This is a genomic window from Pantanalinema sp. (assembly GCA_036704125.1).
In the GTDB taxonomy this organism is placed as follows: domain Bacteria; phylum Cyanobacteriota; class Sericytochromatia; order S15B-MN24; family UBA4093; genus JAGIBK01.
Map to the genome: position 1 here is coordinate 28,128 of DATNQI010000076.1, position 24,146 is coordinate 52,273.

Genomic DNA, 24,146 nt, shown 5'->3' on the forward strand with positions numbered 1-24,146 from the left:
TGGTTGGTAAAGTAGAGAGAAGCAACCAAGCATCCGAGGTGAGATGACCCGACCGAGCCCCGCGCGCAAGCTTGCGATCCTCCTGGCCACGGCGCTGGGCGTCGCGGGCTGCCCGGCAAAGCAGCTCGAGACGTCGCTTCCGATCCGCGGGGCGCAGGACGGCGTCTCCCAGACCATCCCCCTGATCGCGGGGCGCCTCCTGGACCCCCAGGGCAAGCCGGTCGTCGGGGCTACGGTGCGGGCCTACTCGCCCCCCTACCGGATCGCGGGGACCGCAGCCCCGTCCAGGCCCCCCGCGCTCGCCAGGACCGACGCCGACGGCACCTTCGTGCTGAGCGATCCGCCCCTGGGCAGCGTCGCGGTCGAAGCCGAGGGCGCGGCGGGAATGAAAGCCCTCAAAACCGGCATCGCCGTCGCCGAGGGCGCGCAGATCGAGCTGGGGACCCTCACCCTGCGCCCCACCGGCACCGTCCGCGGCCGGGTGACGACCGCCGACGGGGGCTCCATGCTCGGCACCGACGTCTTCATCCCCGGCACCGACTACCTGGGCAGGACCGACGCCGAGGGGAGCTACGCCCTCACCGGGGTGCCCGAGGGCTCCTTGGCGATCGCGGCCATGCGGCCACGCTACCGCCCCCGCGTTGTCGAGGGGCTCCAGCTGGCCCCAGGCGCCGAGCTGATCGCTCCGGTGCTTGAGCTGAGCCTCGACGCGCCCGTCCTCTCGGCGCTCACCCCCGATCACGGAGGACCGGGCGCCATCGTGCGCCTCTCGGGCGAGAACTTCGGAGCGAGCGAACACCGCGTCCTGCAGGTGAGCTTCGACGACACCCTGGCCGTCACCGTCCGGCGCCTCGGCGACACCCTCATCGAGGCGGTGGTGCCCCCGGGGGCGACCAGCGGCGACGTGGTGGTCCGCACCGACGGGATCGCGAGCGAAGGACGGCCCTTCAGGGTCCTATCGAGCATCGTCGTGGAACCGCCCTACGCGGGGCTTTTCGCCGGCGCACGCCAGGCCTACCGCGCCGTGGCGCGGGACACCACGGGGACGGTCGTTCCCGGCGCGCGCCTCGACTGGGAGCTCGGCAGCCCGGCCCTCGCCAAGCTCGACGCCGACGGCTCGCTCACCAGCCTGAGTCCGGGCTGGAGCGAGGTGCGCGCGCGCAGCGGCACGGTGACGGGCCTCGCGGCGGTTGGCATCACGCCCTACCGGCAGGTGCTCGAGCGCAAGATCGACGCGCCACCGGGCGGCCTGTGGCTCGACCTCGCCCACGGCCCGGACGGCAGCACCTACCTCTGCGACTGGCAAGCCAGCCGTATCCTTCGCCTGGACGGGGGCTCCACCGCCCAGGTCGTCGCGGGCACCGGCACGGCCGGCAGCAGCCCGGATGGCACCCCGGCCCAAAGCGCCCTCCTGAACCATCCCTACGGGATCGCGCTGGACTCCGAGGGCACCCTGTACATCGCCGAGAACGAGGGACACCGCCTGCGGGCGATCCCCGCCAGGGACACCACCCTGTTCGGAATCCCCATGCAGACGGGGCGCGTCTACACCATCGCGGGCACCGGCACCAAGGGCTACAACGGCGACGGCCCGGACGCCCGTACCCGGCAGCTCAGCTCCCCGGGTGGCCTGCTGCTGGAGCGGGATGGATCCGTGCTCTTCACCGACACCAAAAACGCCCGGATCCGCCGGCTGACGCTCGATGGCGCGCTGGAGACCGTGCTGGGCGGCGGTGCTCGCCCCGTCACGAGCGCCGGCATCGAGGCCGCGAGCTACGGCGAGCCCATCAGATCCAGCCTCGCGCTCGACGCTTCGGGCAACATCGCCTTCGCCGACGGCTACCGCATGCTGGTGCTTTGCCGATCAGCCGGCCGCTTCCTGGGGCGCGACATGACCCCCGGAATGGCCTACCCGGTCGCGGGTTACGTGAAGGCCGGGTTCAACGGCGACGGGCGAGGGCTCTCGACCCTGCTCTCCGCCCCCACCGGGATGACCTTCACCCCCCAGGGCGAGCTCCTGTTCTGCGACAGCGGCGGCAGCCTCCTGCGGGTGCTGCGCGCGGATGGCGAGGTCCGCACCCTCGCGGGCCAGCGCTACCCGGACGGGCTCGGCACGCTGAATCGCACCGACCTGCTACCCTTGCCGGCACCCGCGAGCGGGCGCCTCTTCGGCGCGAGCGCGATCGGATTCCAGCCGGACGGCTCCTTGATCGTCCCCGCCTCCTCCCCCCTTGTCCTCTACCGACTGGAACCATCCCCATGACCCGACGGCTCCTCCTGTGCCTGCTTGCGCTCCCTTCGCTGACCGCGTGCCGCCAGGCCCCGCTCACCCCCTCGACCCCGCGCCCGGCGCCTCAGGCGACGGAGCTCGGCCAGCTCCGGGTCACGGTCCGCTGGCCCGAGGCGAGCGCATACGCCCCCCAGGCCATTCCGGAGGCGAGCGTCCGGGCCTACCTCTACGTCTCGACCGAGGGGGGGCAACCCCTGGGGACCGTGACCCTCGCGCGGAAAGAGGCCGGCTCGCTCGCGAGCGCCTCGATCGAACTGCCCCCCGGGGAAGGTTACACGCTCTCGGCGGTCCTCACGGAGCAAGGCGAACAGAACATCGCGCTCGGCGCCAGCGCTCCCTTCGCCATCCGGCGCGACCGCGCGACCTCGGTCTCGCTCCTCATGGAGCCCGTGATCGCGACCGTCGCGGGGACGGGCACCACCACCTACGACGCGACGGCCTCGACGGCCCTCGACACGACGTTAAGTGTCCCGTCGGGGCTGGGGATCGACGCGGCGGGCAACCTCTACGTGGCCGTCCTGAGCCACAACGTCATCCGCAAGGTCACCCCCGAGGGGCGGATCGGCACCGTCGTGGGCACCGGCACCGCGACCACCACCGACCTGGCCAACCTTGGCGACGGCGCCGCGGCGGGCGCGGCGACCCTCAACAGGCCCCAAGGCGTGGCGGTCTCGCCCACGGGGGATCTCGTCATCGCGGACACGAACAACAGGCGCCTGCGCCTCGTGCCGGCGAGCGACGGGCGGCGCTTCGGGCAGGAGGTCCTGGCCGGCCGCATCTACACCATCGCGACCACGAGCCTCACCCCCAACGCCGTGACCCTGGGCCCGGACGGCAGCGCCTACTTCTCGGAAGGATCCAATCCGAGCAATCCGCCTCGCGTCACCCATCTGGATCCCGACGGACGGCTGAGCGTGGCCGCAGGGATCCAGGCGAGCCTCACCAATGGTGACGACCGCCCGGGGACGAGCACGGCGCTCGACACACCCGACGGCATCGTCGTGGATGCGCGCGGCAACCTGATGGTCGCGGACCGGGGCGCGCACCGGGTGCGCATGGTCTGCCGCGAGGCCGGGACCTACTTCGGCATCGCGATGCAAGCAGGACGCCTCTACACCATCGCGGGCACGGGCACGCCGACCACCGGCGACGTCTCCCCTCTGGGCGACGGGGGACAGGGGCTCGACGCGAGCCTCAAGAGCCCGCGTGGCCTGACCCTCGACGCCGCAGGCAACCTCTACATCGTGGACTCCGCCAACTGCCGGGTGCGATGCCTGAAGACGAGCGGCATCATCACCACGATCGCAGGAAATGCGATCGCCGCCGCCGCGGATAAGCCCGCTCTCTGGACCAACCCGCGCCTCGGCGACGGCGGCTCGGCGCTCAAGGCCCTGCTCAACTTCCCCGCCGGCACGGCCATCGGGCCGGGCGGGGCGCTCTACATCAGCGACACGCTAAACCAGCGGATCCGCAGGCTCTGGCTCTGAGCCGAAAAAGAGGCCCCCTCGCCGGCGTCGGCGAGGGGGCTGGCTTCTTAGTAGACCTCGGTGAACTCGCCCATCCGGCGGTACTTCTGGTACCGGTTCTCAAGGAGCTGCCAGGTGGGGACCCGCATCAGGTCGGCCAGCTGCTCCGAGAGGGCCGCGGCCAGGTGCTTCGCGCTCAGGACGGGGTCCTTGTGGCAGCCTCCAAGCGGCTCCGGGATGACGCCGTCGATCACCTCGAACGCCATCAGGTCGCTCGAGGTGAGCTTGAGGATCTCGGCCGCCCGAGGAGCCATGCCGGCGTCCTTCCAGAGGATCGCAGCACAGCCCTCGGGCGAGATGACGCCGTAGTAGGCGTGCTCGAACATCAGGACGCGATCGCCCATGCCGATGCCGATGGCGCCGCCGCTCGACCCCTCCCCGATGACCACCGAGATGATGGGCGTCTCGAGGGTGGCCATCTGGGCGAGGCTCTCGGCGATGGCGATGGACTGGCCGCGCTCCTCGGCGGCGATGCCGGGGTAGGCGCCCTGGGTGTCGATCAGGGTGATGATCGGCATGCCGAACTTGGCCGCGTGCGCCATCAGGCGCTGGGCCTTGCGGTAGCCCTCGGGGTGGGCCATGCCGAAGTTGCGAAGGATGTTCTCCTTGGTGTCGCGCCCCTTCTGGTGGCCGATGAACATGACGCTCTGGCCCTCGAAGCGGCCGATGCCGCCCACGATGGCCCGGTCGTCGTAGCCCATGCGATCGCCGTGCATCTCGAAGAATTCCTCGGAGATGGACTGGATGTAGTCCAGGGCGGTGGGCCGCGCCGGATGACGGGCGATCTGGATGCGCTGGAGCGGGGTGAGGCCCTCGTAGATGGCCCGCCGGATGTTCTGGGCGCGCTCCTCGAGGCGGCGGACCTCCTCGCTCAGGTCCACCTCGCCGGAGCCGGCGAGCTTCTTGAACTCGGAGATCTTCTCTTCCAGCTCGAGCAGGGGCTGCTCGAACTCCAGGGAAATCGTGCGCTTCTTGGTCTGCGACATGCTGCCTCTAATTCCTCACCGCTTCGAGCTTGCGGACGTGATGCAGGGCGATGAGCTGGCCGATCGTGTCGCGCAGGCGAGGGCGCGGCACGATCTGGTCGATCTGCCCGTGCTTGAAGACCCACTCGGCCGTCTGGAAGTCGGCCGGAGCCTTCTGGCGGATGGTCGCCTCGATGACGCGGCGGCCCGCGAAGCCGATGATGGCGCCGGGCTCGGCCAGGATGAGGTCGGCCTGGTTGGCGAAGCTCGCGCTCACCCCGCCCGTGGTCGGGTTGGAGAGGACGCTGATGTACAGGAGGCCCTCCTTGGCGAAGCGCGCGAGCGCCGCGCTGGTCTTGGCCATCTGCATCAGCGAGAGGGTCCCCTCCTGCATGCGGGCGCCGCCCGAGGCGGCCACCAGCACCAAGGGCAGGCGGCGCTCGATGCTCTCCTCGACGGTTCGGGTGAGCTTCTCGCCCATCACCGAGCCCATGGAGCCGCCCATGAAGGCGAAGTCCATGCACGCGATGCTCAGGCCGTGGCCGTTGATCGTCCCCTGGCCGGTGATGACGCTGTCCCCGTCACCCGCCTTGGCGCGGCTCTCGATCAGGCGCTGGGCGTAGGGCTTGCTGTCCACGAAGGCGAGCGGATCCACCGAGCGCAGCTGGGTGTGGGTCTCGCGGAACGAGCCGGGATCGAGCAGCTGCAGGATGCGCTCGCGGCCGCCGACCCTGAAGTGGTGGCCGCACTTGGGGCAGACGTTGAGGTTGGCGCTAAGGTCCTTGGTGAACAGGGCCTCCGTGCAGGCATCGCACTTGGTCCAGAGGCCGTCGGCCACCTCGCGCTTCTCGCGATCGGTGTCGACCAGCTGGCCTTTGCGGCGCGCGGCGAACCAGTCCCTTAGTGACGACATGAAAACTCCTTCGCGTATTTCCCCTCGCCGAACGTCGGCCGCGACGGCCGCCGGAGCCCGGCTGGCGGGCAAGACGCCTCATTATACGCGGGCTCCAGGGGCTTGTACACTCGCACGGCAAGCAAGCTTAATTCAGGGGTCACGCAACCTTTACTCGCGCTTTACCGGATCCCCGCCCCCTGCGCCGACAAGACGGGTAATGCCGGTTGTTCTTGGAGGGCGCCCCATGGCCGTACGTCTCGATTCGATCCAGTCCTACCAGCGCCCCCGCGTGCTGGCCGGCGGCGGCGTGCAGAAGCCCGGGGTCATCCAGATGCCCTCGCCGAACTTCAACGACCGTCCCGGCGGCAGCAAGGACATCTCGGCCATCGTCCTGCATCACACCTCGGGCGGCACCCTCGAGAGCAACGCCAACTACTTCAAGAACCCCTCGGCCGAGGTCAGCTCCCACTACATCGTGGGCAAGGACGGCCGCATCGTGCAGTCGGTCGCCGACGGCAAGCGCGCCTGGCACGCCGGCACCAGCGACTTCAAGGGCCGCAACGACGTCAACGACTTCAGCCTCGGCATCGAGATCGTCAACTCGGGCTCCGGCAGCGACCCCTTCACCGATGCCCAGTACCGGGGCCTGATCGACCTGGTCGCCTGGATGTGCCAGACCTACAACATCTCGCTCGACCGCATCACCGGCCACAAGGACATCGCCCTGCCCCGCGGCCGCAAGAACGATCCGGCCGCCAACTTCGACTGGAGCCGCGTGCGCGCGGGCGTCGAGGCCAAGCTCAAGGGCCGCTCGGCACCCGCCGCGAGCCAGCCCAAGCCCGTCGCGAAGCCCGCCTCGGCTTCGGGCGATCAGGGCCTCTACGCCGTCAAGGACGGCGACACCCTCTACGGCATCGCCAAGAAGCAGCTCGGCAACGGCAACCGCTGGCCCGAGATCTACGACCTCAACAAGGACAAGATCAAGGACCCCAACGTCATCGGCATCGGCATGGCCCTTCGCATGCCCGGCGGCGCCAAGCCCACCACCACCGTCCAGGGCACCTACACCGTCAAGGACGGCGACACCCTCTACGGCATCGCCAAGAGGCTGCTCGGCGACGGCACCCGCTGGCCCGAGCTCTACGAGCTGAACAAGGACAAGATCAAGGACCCCAACGTGATCTACCCCGGCATGGTCCTGCGCCTGTCGGCCGAGAGCGCCAAGCCCGAGGCCCCCAAACAGGAGACCAAGCCCGCGCCCCAGAAGCCCGAGCCCCCCAAGGCCCCGGACCTGAGCGCCAACCCCATCGGCAAGCTCCCCACGGTGCCCGGCACCCAGCCCTCGAAGCCCGCACAGCCCCCGGTCTCGCAGCCAAAGCCTCCCGTCACCCAGCCCGTGGCGCCCGGCGAGGTCGGTCTTTCCGGCGGCCTGCGCATCGGCGGCGGCCTGGCGCAGAACTACCTGAACTCGCCCATCTCGAGCGGCGGCATCGCGACCGGCGTGATGAAGGGCGGCTTCCTCTACGGCCTCCCCGGCCTGCTCAAGCGCAACTTCGCGGTCGCCGCCGTCGTCTCGGGCGCCACCAACCTGATGGACTTCATCAAGGGTCGCGTCACCGGCAAGCAGGCGGCCGCCGGCTTCGCCGCGGACACCGCGGCCTACACCGGCATCGGCGCCGCCTCGAGCGCCATCGGCGCGGCCGTCGGCAGCGTGCTCGGCCCGGTGGGCACCCTCGGCGGCTTCCTGGTCGGCAGCGTCGTGGGCCTCGGCCTCGGCTGGGCCTACGAGAAGTTCGGCCGCAGCAAGCTCGTCGGGGCGATCGCCGGCCTCATCGGCAAGTAAAAGTCGCTCCAAGTAAAAGGACGCCTCCGCTCGGGGGCGTCCTTTTACTTGGACTACTCGATCACTTCCAGCGAGGCCGTGCTCACCAGGCGTCCTGAGCGGACCGAAAGGATGGCCGAGCCCGTGCCCGTCGCGGTGAAGACGGTGCTGGAGCCCGTCGCGGGGAAGAAGGTGCCCTCGGCCGGGAGGGTCGCCCCGCTCTGATCCGCCGTCAGCAGGGTCCACTCCACGTTGGGCGCGGGCTCCGGGCCAGCCGAGGAGCTCGCCGAGACGCTCAGGGCGATCGGCTGGCCGAGCGTCACCGCCCCGGGGAACGGCGCGATGGCCGAGAGGGCGCTGAGCGTCCAGAAGGCGCCGCTCGGCTCGCTCGGCACCCCGTCCACCCGGACCACGATGCTCCCGCTCGCCACCCCCTCGGGCACCGTGACGCGCAGGCGCTCCTCATCGACCCGGTACAGGCCCGGAGCCTCGAGGCCGTCGAAGGTAACCGAAACGGGCTTGTTGGCGGCCGCCCCGAAGCCGCTGCCCACGAGCTCGATCGTCGCCCCCGGGCCTGCGTTGAGGGGATACGCGCTCAGCGCCGGGACGAAGCGCGGCGCCAAGTGCACGGCAAGCGGCTGCCGCTGGTTGACCTTCACCGACGCGGTGGCCGCCCCCTCGGCCACCACGTCGAAGTCCTGGTAGGCCTTGACCTCGACCCGCAAATCATCACCGGCGGGCACCGCCAGCTGCGCCTGGCTGGTCTGGTTCCCCGCGGCCTTCTCGAGGTCGTGCGACACCAGCAGCGAGGCATTCGCATCCAGGACGCGCACCCGGATCAGATTGGCGCTGTAAGGGATGAGCTGGATCTGGCGCGGCCAGCGCACGGTGATGACCAGCTGGCCCATCGCGGCCGGCGCGTCGGCCGCGGGCCCGTCGCCCGTCGCCGGGCTCAGCGCGCGCAGGGCAGGCGAGGCGCAGGCGCAAAGGAGCAGGCACAGCGTCGAGGCGGCGATGGGACGGACAAGGCGCATGGCTACCGGGCCTCCTAATCGATGACGAGATCAAGCAGGCCATCGGCCTTGACCGTGACGGTGACGCTCGCGGTGCGATCGGGGTCTCGGCGCGCGGCGGCCGTGACGCGCACCGTCCCGACCTGCCGGGCGCTCACCAGCCCGCCCGCGACGGTGACTGCCGGGCCGCTCACGCTCCAGCTCACGTCGTGATCGGTGCTCCCGTCGCCGTAGCGGACGGTGGCGACCAGCTGAACGGACGAGGGCAGGACCCCCACCTGGTCGGGATCCGCCGGGGGCAGGTTCAGGGTCGCCTCGCCCGGCGTGAGCGTCACGGTGCTCACGGCGACGGTGGGGGCCGGGGTCGGGGCGCGCGTGGGGGTCGGGCTCGGCGCGGGCGAGCCGGTCTCGGTCCCGCCCCCCACCTGCACCGGGGTGGGCGTCGGCGCGGGCGTCACGAAGATCGGGGTGGGCGTCGGCGCCGGCGTGCGGATCGGGGCAACGGTCGGCTGCGGGTCCTCGCTCGGAGCGACGTTTCCGGCCCCCGGCGCGAGCCCCGTCGTCGTGACGGGGTCGTCGGCCGGGCAAGCCGCGAGGAGGGCCGCGATCGCCACGATCGCGAGGCCCCATCCGAACCGAACCCTGCTGCTCGTCACCACGTCGCCTCAGTAGGTCGCGCCGTAAACCCGGCCCGCGTTCGAGCCGGGCGGCAGGGCCCCGGTAAGCGCGCGGTAGAACACCTTGATGGTGCCGCCCGAGACGGCGCTCGTCGCACCCGCACCGCCGTCGCCGCCGGGAAAAATCGAGAACCCGCCGCTGTCGATGGCGGCAAAGGAGCCGTTTGCGCCGTTGGCGCCGCCGCGCGCGTCCATGGTGCCCTGCAGGGTCACCTGAGGGGCCTGCAGCACGATCGAACCGCCCGAGCCCCCCCCTCCGCCGCCGGAGCCTGGGGTGTTGTTGGCCCCGCCCCCGCCGCCCGCTGCCCCCACGACGATGAGCTTGGCCGTGTTCGCGACGCTCAGGGCGCTTCCCGCCTTGAGGACGATGGCCCCGCCGCCGGCTCCTCCGCCGGCACCGGCCGTGTACTCCCCGGCGCCGCCGAGCCTCGCGGCGTTCCCGCCCGCGCCGCCCGAGCCCAGGACCCAGCTCGCATCCGTCGAGACATCGGCCGAGGGCAGGTAGGATCCCGCCGGACCGCCCTTCCCGTCCTCGGCGATGGCCAGGGTCCCGGGCGCCCAGCCCAGCCCGCGCGTCGCAGCGCCGAAGACGCCGCCTCCCGTGCCACCGGCCCCGCCGCCGCCCCGGCCCGCGCTGCCGCCCGATCCGCCGCCGCCCGCGCCATAGCCCGCCGCGCCGGTGCCACCCCCGTTGTCGTCATAGCCGCCCAGGCCGCCACCGTAAGGGGCGGCCCCGCCGGCGCGCGTGGGGATGGCCAGGGGGCCCCAGCTCGGGTTGCCGTAGGCTTCGCCGCCCGCCGTCGTCGCATCGTTCCCTGCCGAGGCCGTCGCGACGGGGCCATCGGCGCCCCCGCCGCCCGCGCCGCCGAAGTAGCCGCCGCGACCGCCCGCGCCCGAGACGCAGCCTCCGCCGCCGGCCGCCCCGTAGCCGAGGCCGCCGCTGGTGAACCCGCCGTTGCCCGAAAGGCCCGCGACGCCGCCGCGACCGTACTCGGCCGTGATGGAGCCGCCGGGGCCGCCGCCGTAACCGCGCCCCGCCCCGTCGATGGTGCCGTTCACGGTGATGGTGTTGGCGTAGAGACCGAGCCAGCCGTCCTTGGGGGAGCGGACCCGCTGATCGTACATGGAGGCGCCTTCCCCGATGGCGTCCGCCCTTCCGAAGGGCTGCACGTAGGTCGTCGTCCCGTTCGCGATCGAAACCGTCTCGAAGTAGTGGTTGCCGAAGAACTGGGTCTTGTTGCTGCCTGCCGGGAAGTTGACCGAGTAGCCCGCGTCCGAGGCGTTGCGCACCCCGCTGGTCGTCGCCCCGTCCCAGGAAGCCCCCTCGGCCACCTGGACCCCGTCGCTGATGACGGTCGTCCCGTTCCCGGTCGCGAGCACCGGCGTCACGCTCACGTAGTAGGTCGCCCCCGCCCAGGCCCCCGCCAGGCTGAGGGCGTCCGTCCGGCAACTGGTGCCCAAGCCCACGGGCCGGTCGGCCATGACGTCGCCGGCGCCGGGGGTCGTGCCGACCCGCACCACGTAGCCCGACGCGTTGGGATTGGCGCTCCAGTTGGCGTAGAGGTAGCCCGCGCCCGAGGTCACCGGGCTGTACTGGTAGGCGACGTCCACTGCCGCCGAGGTGGTGCCGTCGTTGACCTTGAAGGGCGAAACCGTGAAGGCGGGCCCCTGGTAGACGAGGCTGCCCACCTGGACGGTGACGGCCCCGGCACCGAGCCCGCGCATGGACACGTCGAGGCGGGTCGGCGAGGCGCTCGTGACCACGCCGGGCACCCCGTTGAACTTGACCACGTTGTTGGCGGGCGTGGGATCGAAGCCCACGCCGAGCAGGGTCACGCTCGCGCCCTCCATCAGGGCGGCGAGGGACGATTGGTCGGTGACCTTGGGGCCGCCCGTGATCCGGAAGCGTCCGGTGGCGCTCTCGTAGGCCACGTCGCCCAGAGGGTCGCGGTCCTGGGCGATGAGCGCGTCGACCAGAGGAAGGACGGCGGCGTACTCGGCGACCGAGCAGTTGGTCACGGGCGAGAAGACGTCCGGGGCGCCCGTCACCACGCGGCCGATCAGGCTCGCGGGGCTCACCTGCAAGGCGGGCGCGAGGGCGGCCTTGAGGCCCGCGATGATCGAAAGAGCCGTGCTCGATCGCCCGAGCATGATGCTCGACCCCGTGATGCTCTGCCACGTCCCGTCCGCGTGGGAGAGCACGGTGCGAAGGGCCGCGGTGTTGCTGCCCGCCTGGTTCCCGTTGAGCCCCTTGACCGCTTCGAGGTAGTAGGGCTGCTCTCCCGGCACGAAGCCCGGGATGCTCAGCGAGAAGGCGCCGGTCGTCGGGTCGGTGACGGCCGAGGCGATGGTGCGGTTCTGGGTCGGATCGATCAAGGAGACGGTGGCGGCGAGGGTCACGTCAGCGAGTGCCGCCTGCGTGGTGCGCCCGAGGGCGGCAGGCTCCACCCGGCCGCTGAGCGTCACGGCCTCGCGCGCCGCGGGCATTGGCAGCTGCGCGCTCGGCGTCGTGGCCGGACGGATGCAGCCGGCCAGGAGCGCCAGGACGATCGCGAGCGACAGCGCCAGGCGCCGCAGGGCATCAGTAGGTGGCCGCATAGACCCTCCCTGCCGTCGTCAGCGTCGGCATCGCCCCGATGAAGCTACGGTAGAAGACCTTGACGGTCCCGCCGGTGAGCGCGCTCGCCCCGCCGTTGCCGCCGTCACCGCCGGGCCCGCCCGCGACGGGATTGCCGGTTCCGCCTCCCGTGCCGCCCAGGCAGCTCACGACGCCCGAGAGGTCGATCGTCCCGGCATCCATGAGGATCGTCCCCCCCGATCCTCCTCCTCCGCCGCCGCCCGAGGGCGAGTTGTTGGCGGCACCACCTCCGCCGGCCGCCCCGACCGCGATCAAGCGCCCCGAGACGGTCAAGGTCCTGGCCTTGAGGATGATGGCCCCGCCACCTGCCCCCCCGCCGCCGCCCGTCGTACGCTCGGTCGTCATCTGGACGCCCGGGTTGCCCCCGGCCCCGCCGGACCCCAGGACCCAGGAGCGATCCGTGGTGGTATCGGGCGAGGGCAAGTAGCGGCCGGCGGGCCCGCCCAGCCCGTCCTGCGCCTTCGCCAGCACCCCGGGCTCCCAGCCGAGCCCGCGCGTGGCGCCGAGCGAGTAGCCGCCGCCGGTGCCGCCGGCGCCGCCGCCGCCGGCGTAGGTCGTGTTGCAGCCGCCGACCCCTCCGCCACCGCCCGCCCCGTAACCGGAGCCGCCGCTCCCGGGCGAGTTGTCGACGCGGCCGCCGGATCCGCCGCCGTACGGCAGGGCCGCGACGGGAGGAAAGGTCGGCGAGCCGGTGATGCCGCCCTGGCCCGTCGCGTCGCTGCCGCTGCCGCCCACCACCGGCCCGACGGCCCCGTAGCCGCCGTTGGCCCCCGCGCCGGCGCCGCCGAAGTAGCCGCCGCGCCCGCCGTTGGAATCCCCGAGGCAGCCGCCTCCCTGGCCGCCACCGCCCGCCGCCCCGAAGCCCAGGCCGCCGAGGCCCGCGCCCTCGGTTCCCCCGTTGCCCGAGAGGCCTCCGATCCCGCCGTGGCCGAAGGTGGCCACGCTGTCCGAGGCCGTCAAGCCGGGTCCCCCGCCGTAGCCGCGCCCGGCCGCGTCGATGGCCCCGCTCACCGTGAGGGTGTTGGCGTAGAGACCGAGCCAGCCGTCCCTGGGGGTGCGGACCCGCACGTCGTTCATGGAGGCGGCCTCCGTGATGTTGTCCGCCTTGCCGAAGGGCTGCACGCTCACCGTGGCGTTCGAGGGGATCGAGACCGTCTCGAAGTAGTGGTTGCCATAGAACTGGGTCTTGTTGCTGCCCGCCGGGAAGTTGGCCGAGTAGCCCGCATCCGAGGCGTTGCGCACCCCGCTGGTCGTCGTCCCGTCCCAGGAGGCCGCCTCGGCCACCTGGACCCCGTCGCTGGTGACGGCGGTCCCGTTGCCGGTCGCAAGCACCGGCGTCACGCTCACGTAGTAGGTCGTCCCCGCCCAGGCCCCGTCCAGGCTCAAGCCGGTCGCCTGGTAATCCGTCACGGCGCCGACCGACACCTCGGCCTTCACGTCGGCGGCCCCCGGCGTCTTGCCGATCCGCAGGCGGTAATCCGTGGCGTTCGGGTTGGCGCTCCAGTTGGCGTAGAGATAGCCCGCCCCCGCCGTCACCGGGCTGTACTGGTACAGGTTGTCCACCCCGATCGAGCGGGTGCCGTCGTTGAGCGCGAAGGGCGAAACCGTGTAGGGCGGCCCCTGATAGATGGTGCTTCCGACCTGCACCGTGACGGTCCCGGCGCCGAGCCCGCGCATGGAGACCGTGAGGCGCGTCGGGGTCGCGGCGGTGACGACGGCACTCGCCCCGTTGAACTTGACGGTGTTGTTGGCCGGGGTGGGATCGAAGCCGCTGCCCTCGAGGATGACGCTCGCACCCTCCATCAGGCCGGTCAGGGGCGAGGTGGACGTGATCCCGAGCCCCGCGTTCAAGAGGAACCTGGCGTTCGCCGTGTCGTAGGCGATCGCCCCGAGGGGATCGAGGTCCCGCGCCAGGGCCGCGGCGACCACCTCGCGGGCGCCGTCGAACTCGGGCCCCGTGCAGTTGGGGATGGGCGAGAAGACGTCGGGCGAGCCGGGCGCCAGGCTCCCCAGAAGCGCGCTCAGGGCCGGGCGCTGGGGAGCGGGGAGAGCCTGCTTCAGGCTGACGATCGCGCACAGGGCGGTGGTCGAGAGGCCGAGGCGCACCGGCCCCGGCTGGGAGTTGGTCACCGAGCGCCACCCGTCGCCTTGCGCCGCGATCGCGGTGCGCAGGCGCGCCACGCGCTGCCCCACCCGGTTGGAGCCCAGGCGCTTGAAGGCCTCGAGGTAGTAGGTGGCGCTGCCCGGCTGGAAGCCGCCGTAGTAGAGGGCGAAGGCGCCGTCCGCATCGGTGGTCGCGGTCGCCACCGTGCGATTGGTCGCAGGGTCGATGAGCACGACCGTCGCGGCCTGGGCCACCTCCGCGGCCTGGGCCTGAACCTCGCGGCCGAAGGCATCGAGCTCCACGCGGCCCCGGATGACCGCGGCGGCGGCCTCGCTCGTCGCAGGCGCCGGGCTTCCCGCGTGCGGGAGGGGCGCCCCGAGGCAGCCCACCAGAAGAAAGAGACACAGCGCGAAAACCCACTGTCTGGAGCGTCGCATCCTCACCTCCCGGTCTCCACGCCGCCCGCCACGACGCCCGTGACCGTGAAGACGGGCCCATCGATCGACAGTCCCCCGATTTTCAGGCCGACCCGGCCGCTGGTGGCGCCTGCCGGGACGGTGGCGACGAGGGTCGTGGCGCTCACGGAGTTCACGAAGGCGCTCACGCCGTTGAAGGTCACCGAGTTGCTCGCGGGCGTCGGCAAAAAGCCCGAGCCTATTACGGTCACGAGCGTGCCCACGCTCCCGCTCGCCGGGCTCACGCTCGCGAGGGTCAGGGGCTGGTTCACCTGGACCCAGGCATCCGGCAAGACCAGTCCGACGCCGGCGACCGGATCCAGGTCGGCCGCAAGCGCCTGTTTGACCAGGATCAGCAGCGCGTCGAAATCCTGTCCCGACACAGCGGCGGCCGGCGCGTAGCTCGCGGACGCCCCCGGGGTCACGCGCCCGATGAGCGAGGAGAAGTCGAGGGGGGCGGGGTTTTCGTTGCGCAGGGCCGCCCCGATGGCGAGCGCCGTGGTCGCCTCGTCGACGACGATGCCCTGGTTGGGCACGGTGTTGGTGAGCGACATCCAGCCCTTGTTGTACTTGACGAGGGTGCGCACGCGCGCCGCCTGGTGACCCGGCATGTTGGAGGCCAGGCCCTTCACCGCCTCCAGGTAGTAGGTGGCGGCCGGATCGGGCTTGAACGAGCGGGGGAACGTCAGCTGGAAGGATCCGCTCGCGGTGGTCAGGCTCGTGACGACGGTGACGTTGAGCGCGGCCTGGATCAAGGAAACGGTCGCCGCGTCCGCCACCTGACCGATCTCGGCCTGCACGCGGCGCTCCGGGAAGGACACCCTTCCGGAAAGCGGCTCGCTCGTTTCAGGCGCGCGGACGGGACTCGCCTGGCAAGCCACGAGCAGGAGCGCGAGAAGGCCGGCGCCGAGCAGCGCGCGGCGCGGCTTCCCCTCGAGGCATCGATGCCGGAACCATCCGAAGGCGGCCATCAGGACCTCTTATCCCGGTGAACCCGATGAGATTATGGTATCTCGAACAAGGAGACCATGCCCGATGGGGGCGCGCTCAAAACCGCCAAAAAAATGAAGACTTCGTGAAAGAGGATCGTCTAACCCAGGCGCAGCTCGGTCTGGGGGTCGAAGACGTGGATCTTGGCGGGCTCCACGTTGAAGGCCACCGACGACCCGATGCGCGGCGTCTGCTCCTCGGGGACGCGGGCGATGATCGAACCTCGCGCGCCCGGCAGGTAGACGTAGCTCTCGAAGCCCATGGGCTCGGTGACCTCGACCTGGCCCTTGAGGCCGATCTCGCCCTCGGGGACGACCGTCATGTGCTCGGGGCGGACCCCCACCACCACCGCGCCGTCGCGGAAGCCCGCGCGCATGGGCAGGACGAACTTGAAGCCCTGGCCCTCGATCACGGCCTCGTCTCCCGAGAGGCGCATGGTGCCGTCCAGGAGGTTCATCTGCGGCGAGCCGATGAAGGTCGCCACGAACAGGTTGGCCGGCCGGTTGTAGACCTCGTGCGGGGTGTCGCACTGCTGGAGGTCGCCGCCCTTCATGACCGCGATGCGATCGCCGAGGGTCATGGCCTCGGTCTGGTCGTGGGTCACGTAGACGAAGGTGGTCTGGAGTCGGTGGTGGAGCTTCTTGATCTCGGCGCGCATTGAGACGCGCAGCTTGGCGTCCAGGTTGGAGAGGGGCTCGTCCATGAGGAACACCTTGGGCTCGCGGACGATGGCGCGGCCGATGGCCACGCGCTGGCGCTGGCCGCCAGAGAGGGCCTTGGGCTTGCGATCGAGGAGGTGCTCGATCTCGAGGGATTTGGCCGCGTCCATGACCCGGCGGCGGATCTCATCCTTGGAGACCTTGCGCAGCTTGAGGGCGAAGGCCATGTTGTCGAAGCAGCTCATGTGGGGGTAGAGCGCGTAGTTCTGGAAGACCATCGCGATGTCGCGGTTCTTGGGGTGCAGGTCGTTCACGACCCGGTCGCCGATCGACAGGAAGCCGCCCGAGATGTCCTCGAGGCCCGCAATCATCCGGAGCGCGGTGGACTTGCCGCAGCCGGAGGGGCCGACCAGCACGAGGAACTCCTTGTCCTCGACGCGCAGGTTCAGATCCTTGATGACCGGGTTGCCGTCACCGTACTGCTTCTTGACGTGGTCGAATACGACGTTCGCCATACCGCGCTGGTTCTCCTTACTCAACATGCGCCGAGACCCCTAGATTCTGGCACATCACGGCCATTAGAGCAAAACCCCCCGGCATACGCCGGGGGGTCCTGGTGAAGGAGCGGTACCGACCGCTGGGGAGGTGGCCCTACTGGGCCGGGGGAACGGTGGCGGGCTGGGTGGCCTGGCTGTTCATGCCCTTGGCCGAGGCCATCATGCTCTGGATGCCCTGCTGGACCTGACCCGAGAAGCTGGTGCGGACCTTGTCCTCGTAGAATTTGCCGAGCAGGAGGCCGACGCCGGCGCCTGCCGCGATGCCGAGGGCGGTGCCCAGGAAGGGGATGGGGATCAGGCTGCCGATCATCCCGCCGATGGTGGTCGAGGCGGCGCCGATGCCCGTGTAGGCGGCGGTGTCGGCGATGAAGTTCCCGGCGGCCTGCATCGGCTTGACCTTGCCGGTCATCATCTCGTAGAGGTTGCTGACGCCCGAGAGCAGGGCCGAGATGGCGAAGTTGGACTTGAGGGCGCCGACGAAGTTCTTGAGGCCGCCGCTCAGGGTCCCCCAGATGCGGCTACCGATGCCGCTCGAGAAGGTCATGCCGCTCGCGGCGTTGGCGACCATGCTGGCGCCGACGGCCTCGGTCCGGGCGCCTTCCGCCACGGTCTTGGCGATCTTGAGCGTGTCGAAGGTCTTGATCACGGGCGCTGCCATCCGCATGCCGGCCATGTTGTCGGTGTTGGCCGCAGGCAGGAAGGCCTTGGCCTTGGCGGCCATCGTGCTGGTCAGGTTCGCGTTGTTGCTCTGAATCGCCATCGTGGGCCTCCTTGGTCAGTGACCAACCGCAGGGTGTTTTTCCTTCACACCCCTCTTATCGGGGGGTGGGGGAGGCAATTCGGTAAAGAAGAGCCTAAGACATGCGTAAGTCGGGTCTAAGGTTTTAAATCCAGATCAAATCGGCGCTCGCGCCGTTGCTTGACACTCCGTTTCTCGTTCAGCTATCATCAGCCTCACGCCGCGTTGGGGAGTAGCCAAGTGGTAAGGCATCGCTCTTTGGAAGCGACTACCGTAGGTTCGATTCCTACCTCCCCAGCCTAAAGCCCCCTGATCCGGAACTCGGATCAGGGGGCACTTCTCATGGTTCGATGCCATCGGAGATGGCGGGCAGGAATAGACAAGCGTTGATTGACGGGTAATTCTTACGTGCGCAGCGCTCTTCTCAAGCGGGCAGAATCGCCACCTCGTAATGCCGGAAGCGCTCGTCTCGACTGACGAGCACCATCTCCTCCGCCTGCGCCTGCGCTATCAGCATCCGATCGAACGGATCGTCATGATGTCGTGGTAACGAGCCGGCCCGCAGAGCGTGAGCCCAGGCGATCGGAAGCGGCTCGAACCCCCCTTCCTCCAGCGCCCCTATCAGCTCACCGGGGATATCCAGCTTCCCGATCGCTTGCTTGATGGCGATCTCCCAGACGCTGGCGGCGCTCAGGAATACCTGATTCTCGCCCTTGGAGATCGCCTCGCGGGCCGCCCTCGAAAGGGTGGGATCATCCGCCAACCACCACAGCAGGGTGTGGGTGTCCAAGAGCAGCTTCAAGGCAGCTCACCCCGGAACGCCGCCGCCATTTCCCCCGGAAGCTCATCGAAGTCGGGCGCGATCTTGACCTTGTCGCGCCAGAGCCCCGGCACCCGCGAGGGCTGCTCGGCTCGGAAGGGGACAAGACGGGCAACCGGTTTTCCGGCACGCGCAATCAGGACATCCTCGCCCGCCTCTGCTCGTTCCAACAAGCGAGAGAGGTGGGTCTTCGCCTGATGAACATTCACAACGGCCATCTCAAGCCTCCTTTTCAGGCAAGGAGAAAAACGACTTAGCTAAGTCTAGTCCACAGGCGCCGCAAAATCAAGCGCAGGAGATTCACGGCCAGCAGCCAAAGTTCGAACACGGTCCAACCAAGCCAGCATCGGGCCCCCTGAGCCGGAACTCGGCTCAGGGGGCCCGATGCTTTCAACGAGGGGGGACGGCTACTTCAGCAAGCCCATCAGGACTTCCCGCGCCCTGAGGTTCTGGGCCAGGGGCCACTCCCACTGGTTCCCGTTCTTGTAGTGGAGGACGATCTTCTTCGCGGTCAGGACTCCGCCCTTGGCTTCGACGTTGACGATGTTGGCGACCGGGACGGTGGCCACGACCTTCCACTTCCCGAAAAAGCCCTTTTCCCAGATCTCGAAGCGGTTCTGGTAGATCTTGAAGACGTAGGTGCCCGAGGCGTGGACTTCCTCGAACAGGGGGGTCATGTCCGCCGCATCCTTGGCTTCAACTTGCGTCTGCTTTTCCGTGACCGTGGGAGCAACCATCGGCGCCGTGCCGCACCCGCTCAGGGTGAGCGCCACCAAGCCAGCCAGGCCCAGACGATGGAAGTTATTCATATCAAGACGCTGCTCCGTTTCATCATGAATCTTTACTACAAAATTAACCATAATTTATTATAGGCAAGCAAAATCAACGACTTTCTTAAGCAATAACAATGATTATATTAAGTAAAGGTTAACACTCCCTACCCTTCCTCCTCGATGTTCGCCCGCTGCGCGATCAGGTCCCGCATCTCCGAGGCGTGCAGCTCGGTCTCGCACAGGATGTCCTCCAGGACCCTGCGGGTGGTGGGGTCGTCGAAGGCGATCTCGCGGATCAAGGCGGTGTAGGCCTTGATCTGCTCTCGCTCTACCGCGAGATCCTCCCGGATCATCCCGGCCAGGGTGGGAGCCTCCTCCGCGTGGATGTGCTGATACTCGGCCTGGGTCGCGATCTCCTCCGGCCGGAAGACGGGGACGCCACCCAGCTGCTGGATCCTGGCGGCGAGCAAGTCGGCATGGCGCTCCTCGGCGGCCGCGTGCTCGAGGAACTCATCCTTGACCCCGGGCAGCAGCATGCTCACCGCCATGTAGGCGTGATGCTTGTACTGCAGATGCGCCACGATCTCGGTGCTGCGCAGGTGGTTCAGCTTCTTGACCAGCTCGGCGGTGCTTCCCCGGTATTCCTCGGTGATGGGCCCCATCATCAGGATGCGGAGCTGCTCCTGTTGCTGCTTTTTCGTCCCTGCCATCTGTCGCCCCCTTTCACGCGCCCGGTCCGTCCTCTCCGGACGCAGCCATGGTGTACGGCCGGAACGCATGAATGACAAGGAGCGGCGGGAGGCTACGATGAGGAGGGTCACCCGGCATTCAGGTGAAGTACGATGTTCATCGGGCGTCCCCTTCTTCGCCGTCGAGCGAGACCTCGCAAGGAGCAAGCCATGCAAGCCATCCCCCTGGAAGACGACTTCAACGACATCCTCGGCAAGGCGATCCGCGGCCGCAAGCTCGACCTTGACGCCCTCGCCTCGCGCGCGAGCCTGACGCCGGACGCGCTCCGGCAGCTCCTGGACGGCTCGTTCGACGAGGGGGCCGTGAGGCGATTGGCCCCCCTGCTCGATCTTGGGACCGAGACCCTGGTTGCGATCGCAAAGGAATCCTATCACCCGGGCGCCGGCGCCCCGGATGGCCTGCTCGGCTTCAACACGCCCTACGCCGACTTCTTCGTCAACGCCTACCTCGTCTGGGATCCCGCGACGCGCAAGGCAGTGGTCTTCGACACGGGCAGCGACCTCTCGCCTATCCTGAAGGAGGCCGAGGCGCGCCGGCTCGAGATTTCGCTGATCCTGGTGACCCACACCCACCACGACCACATCATGTGCCTCGACGCGCTGAAGCTGGCCACCGGGGCCCCGGCCTTCGCCTCCGAGCGGGAGCCCGCCAAGGGCGCCGAGACCCTGAAGGAAGGCCGGCGCTTCCAGGTCGGAGGCCTCAGCGTCGAGGCCCGATCGACCACGGGCCACTCCCGGGGCGGCACCTCGTACGTGGTCACGGGCCTCGAGAAGCCGCTGGTGGTCGTGGGCGACGCCCTCTTCGCGGGCTCCATGGGGGGCGGGGTGGTGTCCTACGAGGACGCGCTCGCGAGCAACCGGCGCGAGGTCTTCACCCTGCCGGACGAGACGATCGTCTGCCCCGGCCACGGCCCGCTGACCACCATCGGCCTCGAGAAGCGGCACAACCCCTTCTATCCGGAGTTCCAGGCTTGAGAAGGAGGTCTCCTCATGAAGCGTCCCATCGGCTTCGTCGGCGTCGGCCGCATGGGGGCCAACATGGCCCGGCGGCTCAAGGATTGCGGCTACGCGATCGCGGCGCTCCACGACGTCAACCGCGAGGCTGCCCGCTCCCTGGCCACCGAGCTCGACGCCAGGGCCTGCGAGACGCTCGCGGAGGTCACGGCGAGCGCGGAGATCGTCTTCACGGTGATCTCCGATGACGCGGGGATGCGCGAGATCTTCCTGCGGCCCGGCGACAACCTGCTCGCGGGCGCCAAGGGCAAGCTGTTCATCAACTGCGCGACCCTCACCCCCGGCCTACACCGGGCGATCGAGCAGCATGCGCATGCCGCCGGAGCCGAGACCCTCGAAGCCTGCATGGCCTCGAGCATCCCGCAGGCCCGCGGCAGCTCCGCGAGCACAGCTGCTACTTCTCGGCGGCCCACGCCGCCAAGGACTCCTGCATCGCGGCCACCCTCGGCCGGGAGGCGGGGCTCGTTCTGCCCCTGGCCGAGGCGACCCTGAAGCAGTACCAGCGCATGGTCGATCTGGGGCTCGGCGAGCTGGACAAGTCCGGCATCGCAGAGCTGACGTTCAAGGAGCGCCTGGCCACGCCACGCTGAGCCGCATCTCCGGGCTGCCGCTTCGCTCAGGGGGGCTGCTCGGGTATGGTGGCGACGCATCCCCTGCGGTGAGGGCGCGTGCATGGCGGGCTTCGGCTTCAGCGACCTGATCAAGCTCTTTCTGAGCATCGCCGTGCCGGTGATGATGATCGGCATCGGGACGCACCCGGGGCGCGACGAGCTCGTCGCGCTGTGGCGCAGGCCGGGCTTGCTCGCTCGATCGCTCCTGGCGAGCCTCGTCCTCTGCCCGCTCACGGCCTACCTGCTGACGAGCTGGCTCAAGGCCCCCTTGCCTGTTGCGATCGGGCTGCTGCTCACCGTCGCGTCTCCCAGCGCGCCGCTCGGCTTCGTCCAGACCCTCAAGGCGCAAGGCGACACGGCCTACGCTGCGGACATGATCGCGCTTCTCGCCCTGCTCGCCTTCGTGAGCATGCCGCTCACCGTCTGGGCCGCCATCGGGGACCCGCGCCTGAGGCCCGAGAGCGTCCTGGGAGCCGTGGGCCTCAAGATGATCCTGCCCCTGGGGGCCGGCATGGCCCTGCGCGCGCTCTTCCCAAAGCTCAGCCAGCCGATCCGGCAGTGGGTGCCCCGCTTGATCCCTCCCTTGCTCGCGCTCGCCGTCCTGCCGGTCCTCTTCCGGTACCGGGCGCACCTCGCCATCGGGTGGCCCACGGCGCTCACCATGCTCGCCGTGGCAGGCGCGATGCTCGCGATCGGCTACGGCCTCGGCGGCCCCCCGCCCCAGCTGCGCCTCTCGCTGGCCCTGCTCTGCGGCTTTCGCAACGCGGCAATCCCGATGATGCTGGTCGCCCCCTACCTTCCCCAGGCCCTCCTGCCCATCGCCGTCTTCTCGGTCCTCTCGGCGATCCTCTCCTTCGGCTTCGCGATCCTGTGGCGCAAAGGCCATCCCCCGTCCCGCTGAGGGGACGCGAGGGAAGGTCGCGAATCAACGATCACGCAACCCTTGACCTTCCCCCCACCGGGAAGGTTTAGGCTGAGCGGACTTCCAGGACTTGAACGAAAGGAACTCCCAGATGGAACCCTCAGCCCTTACCTCTGCCTCGCTCACCCTTGCCATCGAGGGAATGGGCTGCCGGAGCTGCGTGACCAAGATCGAGCAAGCTCTTGCCAAGTTGCCCGGCCTCGAGGCCGCCACCGTCGACCACGCGAACAAGCAAGCGCATGTCCGCTTCGATCCCGGCGCCGTCTCCCCCGCCGAGATCGCGCAAGCGATCTTGGCCCTCGACTATGGCGTGACGATCCTCGCCAAAGGAGCTCAGACATGATTCGGATTTTCACCCCGCTTCTCGCTCTGACCCTCGTCGCCGCGACGGGAGCGTGACCCGATGGCCGTACACGCTCCGGTGACCCCGGCCAGGCGCATTCCTGCCAGGACCTCGCGGAGAAAGTCCCGCCGCCTTTAGACAAATCGGCCCCATCCTCCGCGCACCCTCCCCGTTACCATGGCCTTGGAAGGGGGGGTGGAAAATGAAAAACAGCTCGGCCCTCGCGGCCACGGGATTGGTGAGCGTTCTCATGCTGGGCTCGGCCCCTGCAGCCTTCGCCCAGCATGAGGGGCACGCGGTGACACGTCCCGGGGGCGCGATCGCCCCTGGAGACCTGGCGCGAGATCCCGCCGACGAACTGATGCGCCGGACGAGCCTCATGGGATCGGGCACCAGCCTCCAGCCCGCCTCCTCGCCCATGTGGATGTGGCAGCAAATGACGGGGCCCTGGCTCCTCAGGACGCACGGGAACGCCGTTCTCGCCTGGAACCAGGGGACGAGGCCGCGCGGCACCGGCGAGCCGTCGCTCGCCAACTGGGCGATGATGATGGGCTCCCGGATCCTGGGCCCGGGGATCCTCGATTTGACGGCGATGGGAAGCCTCGAGCCCGCCACCATGCCTCCCGGCGGCACGCCGCAGCTCTTCCAGACGGGCGAGACCTACGGGGGACGGCCCCTCATCGATCGCCAGCACCCGCACGATCTCTTCATGGAGCTTTCAGCGCGCTACACCCTGCCCTTGAACGGGCGAGCCGCCGCCTTTTTCTACGGCGCCCCCGTGGGCGAGCCCGCGCTCGGCCCCGTCGCCTTCATGCACCGCCCCTCGGCGGCGGACAACGGGCTCGCCCCGCTTGGCCACCACCTCCAGGACTCGACCCACATCACGATGGGCGTCCTGAGCGCGGGCCTGCAATGGGAGCACTGGCAAGTGGAGGGGTCGCTCTTCCGCGGCAGGGAGCCCGACGAGAACCGCTGGAACCTCGATCTGGGCCCCCTCGACTCCTGCTCCGGTCGCCTCAGCTATGCGCCGGGCCCGAACTGGGCCCTCCAGATCTCGAGCGGCCGTCTGAGCAACCCGGAGGCGCTCGAAGCGGGGGATCTCCGCCGTACCACGGCCTCGATCCAGCACAACCTGCCCCTTTCGCGGGGCAACTGGGCCACCGCCATGATCTGGGGGCAGAACACCAAGTTCGGCCTTTCCCCGGCCCCGATCACGAATGGGCTGCTGCTCGAATCCACCCTGGACCTCGATCGCAACCACCTCTACGGCCGCTTCGAGGCGGTGGACAAGACGGGCCTCCTCGCGAACCTCCCGGGCGGCGAGGCCGACGAGCGGATCGTGCGCCCGATCCAGGCCCTCACCCTCGGCATCATCCACGACCTGAAGCTTCAGCCCTTGGTCGTCGGGATCGGGGCGGATGCGACCCTCTACGCCCAGCCCGGAGATCTCGTGGCCCTGTACGGCAGCAACCCCATGGCCTTGCGGATCTTCCTGAGAATGCGCCCGCCTCTCATGGCGCACCGCTCTTCCCCCTGATCGTCGCACCCCACCGCTCGAAAAATATTACCCGGGTAATATTGACT

21 protein-coding genes and 1 tRNA gene are annotated in these 24,146 nt (G+C 69.6%); 9 read left to right on the plus strand and 13 right to left on the minus strand.

Annotated features, from left to right (window positions below; translation table 11 throughout):
- The first annotated feature begins 43 nt into the window (after positions 1 to 43).
- Both V6D00_12130 and V6D00_12135 read left to right on the plus strand, forming a co-directional pair.
- Positions 44 to 2,263 (plus strand): carboxypeptidase regulatory-like domain-containing protein, encoded by a 2,220-nt coding sequence (locus V6D00_12130; protein HEY9899923.1) that lies wholly within the window; start codon positions 44 to 46, stop codon positions 2,261 to 2,263.
- The gene (locus V6D00_12135) at positions 2,260 to 3,777 is read left to right on the plus strand and encodes a hypothetical protein (protein ID HEY9899924.1); all 1,518 of its coding nucleotides are present in this window, start codon (positions 2,260 to 2,262) and stop codon (positions 3,775 to 3,777) included. The genes V6D00_12130 and V6D00_12135 overlap by 4 nt, the downstream gene beginning before the upstream one ends.
- Before the next feature lie 47 nt (positions 3,778 to 3,824).
- Here the strand turns inward: V6D00_12135 and V6D00_12140 are convergent, their stop codons facing one another.
- Both V6D00_12140 and accD read right to left on the minus strand, forming a co-directional pair.
- On the minus strand, positions 3,825 to 4,802 hold the full coding sequence (locus tag V6D00_12140) for an acetyl-CoA carboxylase carboxyltransferase subunit alpha (GenBank protein HEY9899925.1): 978 nt from the start codon (positions 4,800 to 4,802) through the stop codon (positions 3,825 to 3,827).
- Positions 4,803 to 4,809: 7 nt separating this feature from the next.
- Complete coding sequence (accD, locus tag V6D00_12145; GenBank protein ID HEY9899926.1) at positions 4,810 to 5,694, minus strand: acetyl-CoA carboxylase, carboxyltransferase subunit beta; 885 nt, start codon at positions 5,692 to 5,694, stop codon at positions 4,810 to 4,812.
- 226 nt (positions 5,695 to 5,920) lie between these two features.
- Here accD and V6D00_12150 point away from each other — a divergent pair, with 226 nt between their 5' ends.
- Positions 5,921 to 7,519 carry an N-acetylmuramoyl-L-alanine amidase gene (locus V6D00_12150; protein HEY9899927.1) on the plus strand — a complete coding sequence of 533 codons (1,599 nt, stop codon included), beginning with the start codon at positions 5,921 to 5,923 and terminating at the stop codon, positions 7,517 to 7,519.
- A 53-nt stretch (positions 7,520 to 7,572) separates the two neighbouring features.
- Here V6D00_12150 and V6D00_12155 read toward each other — a convergent pair whose 3' ends face one another.
- The 7 genes from V6D00_12155 to V6D00_12185 all read right to left on the minus strand — a co-directional run bounded on the left by V6D00_12155 (position 7,573) and on the right by V6D00_12185 (position 17,351).
- Positions 7,573 to 8,532 carry a hypothetical protein gene (locus tag V6D00_12155; GenBank protein ID HEY9899928.1) on the minus strand — a complete coding sequence of 320 codons (960 nt, stop codon included), beginning with the start codon at positions 8,530 to 8,532 and terminating at the stop codon, positions 7,573 to 7,575.
- Between the two features lie 14 nt (positions 8,533 to 8,546).
- Complete coding sequence (locus tag V6D00_12160; GenBank protein ID HEY9899929.1) at positions 8,547 to 9,167, minus strand: hypothetical protein; 621 nt, start codon at positions 9,165 to 9,167, stop codon at positions 8,547 to 8,549.
- Between the two features lie 9 nt (positions 9,168 to 9,176).
- Positions 9,177 to 11,786, minus strand: coding sequence for a hypothetical protein (locus V6D00_12165; protein HEY9899930.1), 2,610 nt, complete (start codon positions 11,784 to 11,786; stop codon positions 9,177 to 9,179).
- A complete protein-coding gene (locus tag V6D00_12170) occupies positions 11,770 to 14,367 on the minus strand; it encodes an IPT/TIG domain-containing protein (GenBank protein ID HEY9899931.1) in 2,598 nt (865 codons plus the stop codon). Before V6D00_12170 ends, V6D00_12165 begins: the two co-directional genes overlap by 17 nt.
- A gap of 2 nt (positions 14,368 to 14,369) precedes the next feature.
- Positions 14,370 to 15,356 carry an IPT/TIG domain-containing protein gene (locus V6D00_12175; GenBank protein ID HEY9899932.1) on the minus strand — a complete coding sequence of 329 codons (987 nt, stop codon included), beginning with the start codon at positions 15,354 to 15,356 and terminating at the stop codon, positions 14,370 to 14,372.
- Positions 15,357 to 15,475: 119 nt separating this feature from the next.
- A complete protein-coding gene (gene ugpC / locus V6D00_12180; protein HEY9899933.1) occupies positions 15,476 to 16,549 on the minus strand; it encodes a sn-glycerol-3-phosphate ABC transporter ATP-binding protein UgpC in 1,074 nt (357 codons plus the stop codon).
- A 136-nt stretch (positions 16,550 to 16,685) separates the two neighbouring features.
- Positions 16,686 to 17,351, minus strand: a complete 666-nt coding sequence (locus V6D00_12185; GenBank protein HEY9899934.1) for a hypothetical protein — start codon at positions 17,349 to 17,351, stop codon at positions 16,686 to 16,688.
- Positions 17,352 to 17,556: 205 nt separating this feature from the next.
- Between V6D00_12185 and V6D00_12190 the strand changes: the two genes are divergently transcribed.
- A tRNA-Gln gene (locus tag V6D00_12190) sits at positions 17,557 to 17,628 on the plus strand.
- Between the two features lie 126 nt (positions 17,629 to 17,754).
- Here V6D00_12190 and V6D00_12195 read toward each other — a convergent pair.
- The 4 genes from V6D00_12195 to V6D00_12210 all read right to left on the minus strand — a co-directional run bounded on the left by V6D00_12195 (position 17,755) and on the right by V6D00_12210 (position 19,633).
- A complete protein-coding gene (locus V6D00_12195) occupies positions 17,755 to 18,132 on the minus strand; it encodes a type II toxin-antitoxin system VapC family toxin (protein ID HEY9899935.1) in 378 nt (125 codons plus the stop codon).
- Entirely contained in the window at positions 18,129 to 18,368 is a 240-nt protein-coding gene (locus V6D00_12200; protein ID HEY9899936.1) for a type II toxin-antitoxin system prevent-host-death family antitoxin, read from the minus strand. The genes V6D00_12195 and V6D00_12200 overlap by 4 nt, the downstream gene beginning before the upstream one ends.
- A 189-nt stretch (positions 18,369 to 18,557) precedes the next feature.
- Entirely contained in the window at positions 18,558 to 18,959 is a 402-nt protein-coding gene (locus V6D00_12205; protein HEY9899937.1) for a hypothetical protein, read from the minus strand.
- A 128-nt stretch (positions 18,960 to 19,087) separates the two neighbouring features.
- On the minus strand, positions 19,088 to 19,633 hold the full coding sequence (locus V6D00_12210; GenBank protein ID HEY9899938.1) for a ferritin-like domain-containing protein: 546 nt from the start codon (positions 19,631 to 19,633) through the stop codon (positions 19,088 to 19,090).
- A gap of 189 nt (positions 19,634 to 19,822) precedes the next feature.
- Here V6D00_12210 and V6D00_12215 point away from each other — a divergent pair, with 189 nt between their 5' ends.
- The 5 genes from V6D00_12215 (at position 19,823) to V6D00_12235 (ending at position 24,099) form a co-directional block, all read left to right on the plus strand.
- Complete coding sequence (locus tag V6D00_12215; GenBank protein ID HEY9899939.1) at positions 19,823 to 20,647, plus strand: MBL fold metallo-hydrolase; 825 nt, start codon at positions 19,823 to 19,825, stop codon at positions 20,645 to 20,647.
- Positions 20,648 to 20,662: 15 nt separating this feature from the next.
- Entirely contained in the window at positions 20,663 to 21,178 is a 516-nt protein-coding gene (locus tag V6D00_12220; GenBank protein HEY9899940.1) for an NAD(P)-binding domain-containing protein, read from the plus strand.
- Positions 21,179 to 21,358: 180 nt separating this feature from the next.
- A complete protein-coding gene (locus V6D00_12225) occupies positions 21,359 to 22,198 on the plus strand; it encodes a hypothetical protein (protein HEY9899941.1) in 840 nt (279 codons plus the stop codon).
- 112 nt (positions 22,199 to 22,310) lie between these two features.
- Positions 22,311 to 22,562, plus strand: a complete 252-nt coding sequence (locus tag V6D00_12230) for a heavy metal-associated domain-containing protein (protein ID HEY9899942.1) — start codon at positions 22,311 to 22,313, stop codon at positions 22,560 to 22,562.
- A gap of 202 nt (positions 22,563 to 22,764) precedes the next feature.
- Positions 22,765 to 24,099: a hypothetical protein gene (locus V6D00_12235; protein ID HEY9899943.1), complete on the plus strand. Its 1,335-nt coding sequence runs from the start codon at positions 22,765 to 22,767 to the stop codon at positions 24,097 to 24,099.
- The last annotated feature ends 47 nt before the right edge of the window (positions 24,100 to 24,146 follow it).

Excerpts from the sequence above, each read along its gene's own strand:
- V6D00_12130 (HEY9899923.1), top strand. The coding sequence starts at position 44 with ATGACCCGACCGAGCCCCGCGCGCAAGCTTGCGATCCTCCTGGCCACG.
- V6D00_12135 (HEY9899924.1), top strand. The coding sequence starts at position 2,260 with ATGACCCGACGGCTCCTCCTGTGCCTGCTTGCGCTCCCTTCGCTGACC.
- V6D00_12140 (HEY9899925.1), bottom strand. The coding sequence starts at position 4,802 with ATGTCGCAGACCAAGAAGCGCACGATTTCCCTGGAGTTCGAGCAGCCC.
- accD (HEY9899926.1), bottom strand. The coding sequence starts at position 5,694 with ATGTCGTCACTAAGGGACTGGTTCGCCGCGCGCCGCAAAGGCCAGCTG.
- V6D00_12150 (HEY9899927.1), top strand. The coding sequence starts at position 5,921 with ATGGCCGTACGTCTCGATTCGATCCAGTCCTACCAGCGCCCCCGCGTG.
- V6D00_12155 (HEY9899928.1), bottom strand. The coding sequence starts at position 8,532 with ATGCGCCTTGTCCGTCCCATCGCCGCCTCGACGCTGTGCCTGCTCCTT.
- V6D00_12165 (HEY9899930.1), bottom strand. The coding sequence starts at position 11,786 with ATGCGGCCACCTACTGATGCCCTGCGGCGCCTGGCGCTGTCGCTCGCG.
- V6D00_12170 (HEY9899931.1), bottom strand. The coding sequence starts at position 14,367 with ATGCGACGCTCCAGACAGTGGGTTTTCGCGCTGTGTCTCTTTCTTCTG.
- V6D00_12175 (HEY9899932.1), bottom strand. The coding sequence starts at position 15,356 with ATGGCCGCCTTCGGATGGTTCCGGCATCGATGCCTCGAGGGGAAGCCG.
- ugpC (HEY9899933.1), bottom strand. The coding sequence starts at position 16,549 with ATGGCGAACGTCGTATTCGACCACGTCAAGAAGCAGTACGGTGACGGC.
- V6D00_12185 (HEY9899934.1), bottom strand. The coding sequence starts at position 17,351 with ATGGCGATTCAGAGCAACAACGCGAACCTGACCAGCACGATGGCCGCC.
- V6D00_12200 (HEY9899936.1), bottom strand. The coding sequence starts at position 18,368 with ATGGCCGTTGTGAATGTTCATCAGGCGAAGACCCACCTCTCTCGCTTG.
- V6D00_12205 (HEY9899937.1), bottom strand. The coding sequence starts at position 18,959 with ATGAATAACTTCCATCGTCTGGGCCTGGCTGGCTTGGTGGCGCTCACC.
- V6D00_12210 (HEY9899938.1), bottom strand. The coding sequence starts at position 19,633 with ATGGCAGGGACGAAAAAGCAGCAACAGGAGCAGCTCCGCATCCTGATG.
- V6D00_12215 (HEY9899939.1), top strand. The coding sequence starts at position 19,823 with ATGCAAGCCATCCCCCTGGAAGACGACTTCAACGACATCCTCGGCAAG.
- V6D00_12220 (HEY9899940.1), top strand. The coding sequence starts at position 20,663 with ATGAAGCGTCCCATCGGCTTCGTCGGCGTCGGCCGCATGGGGGCCAAC.
- V6D00_12225 (HEY9899941.1), top strand. The coding sequence starts at position 21,359 with ATGGCGGGCTTCGGCTTCAGCGACCTGATCAAGCTCTTTCTGAGCATC.
- V6D00_12230 (HEY9899942.1), top strand. The coding sequence starts at position 22,311 with ATGGAACCCTCAGCCCTTACCTCTGCCTCGCTCACCCTTGCCATCGAG.
- V6D00_12235 (HEY9899943.1), top strand. The coding sequence starts at position 22,765 with ATGAAAAACAGCTCGGCCCTCGCGGCCACGGGATTGGTGAGCGTTCTC.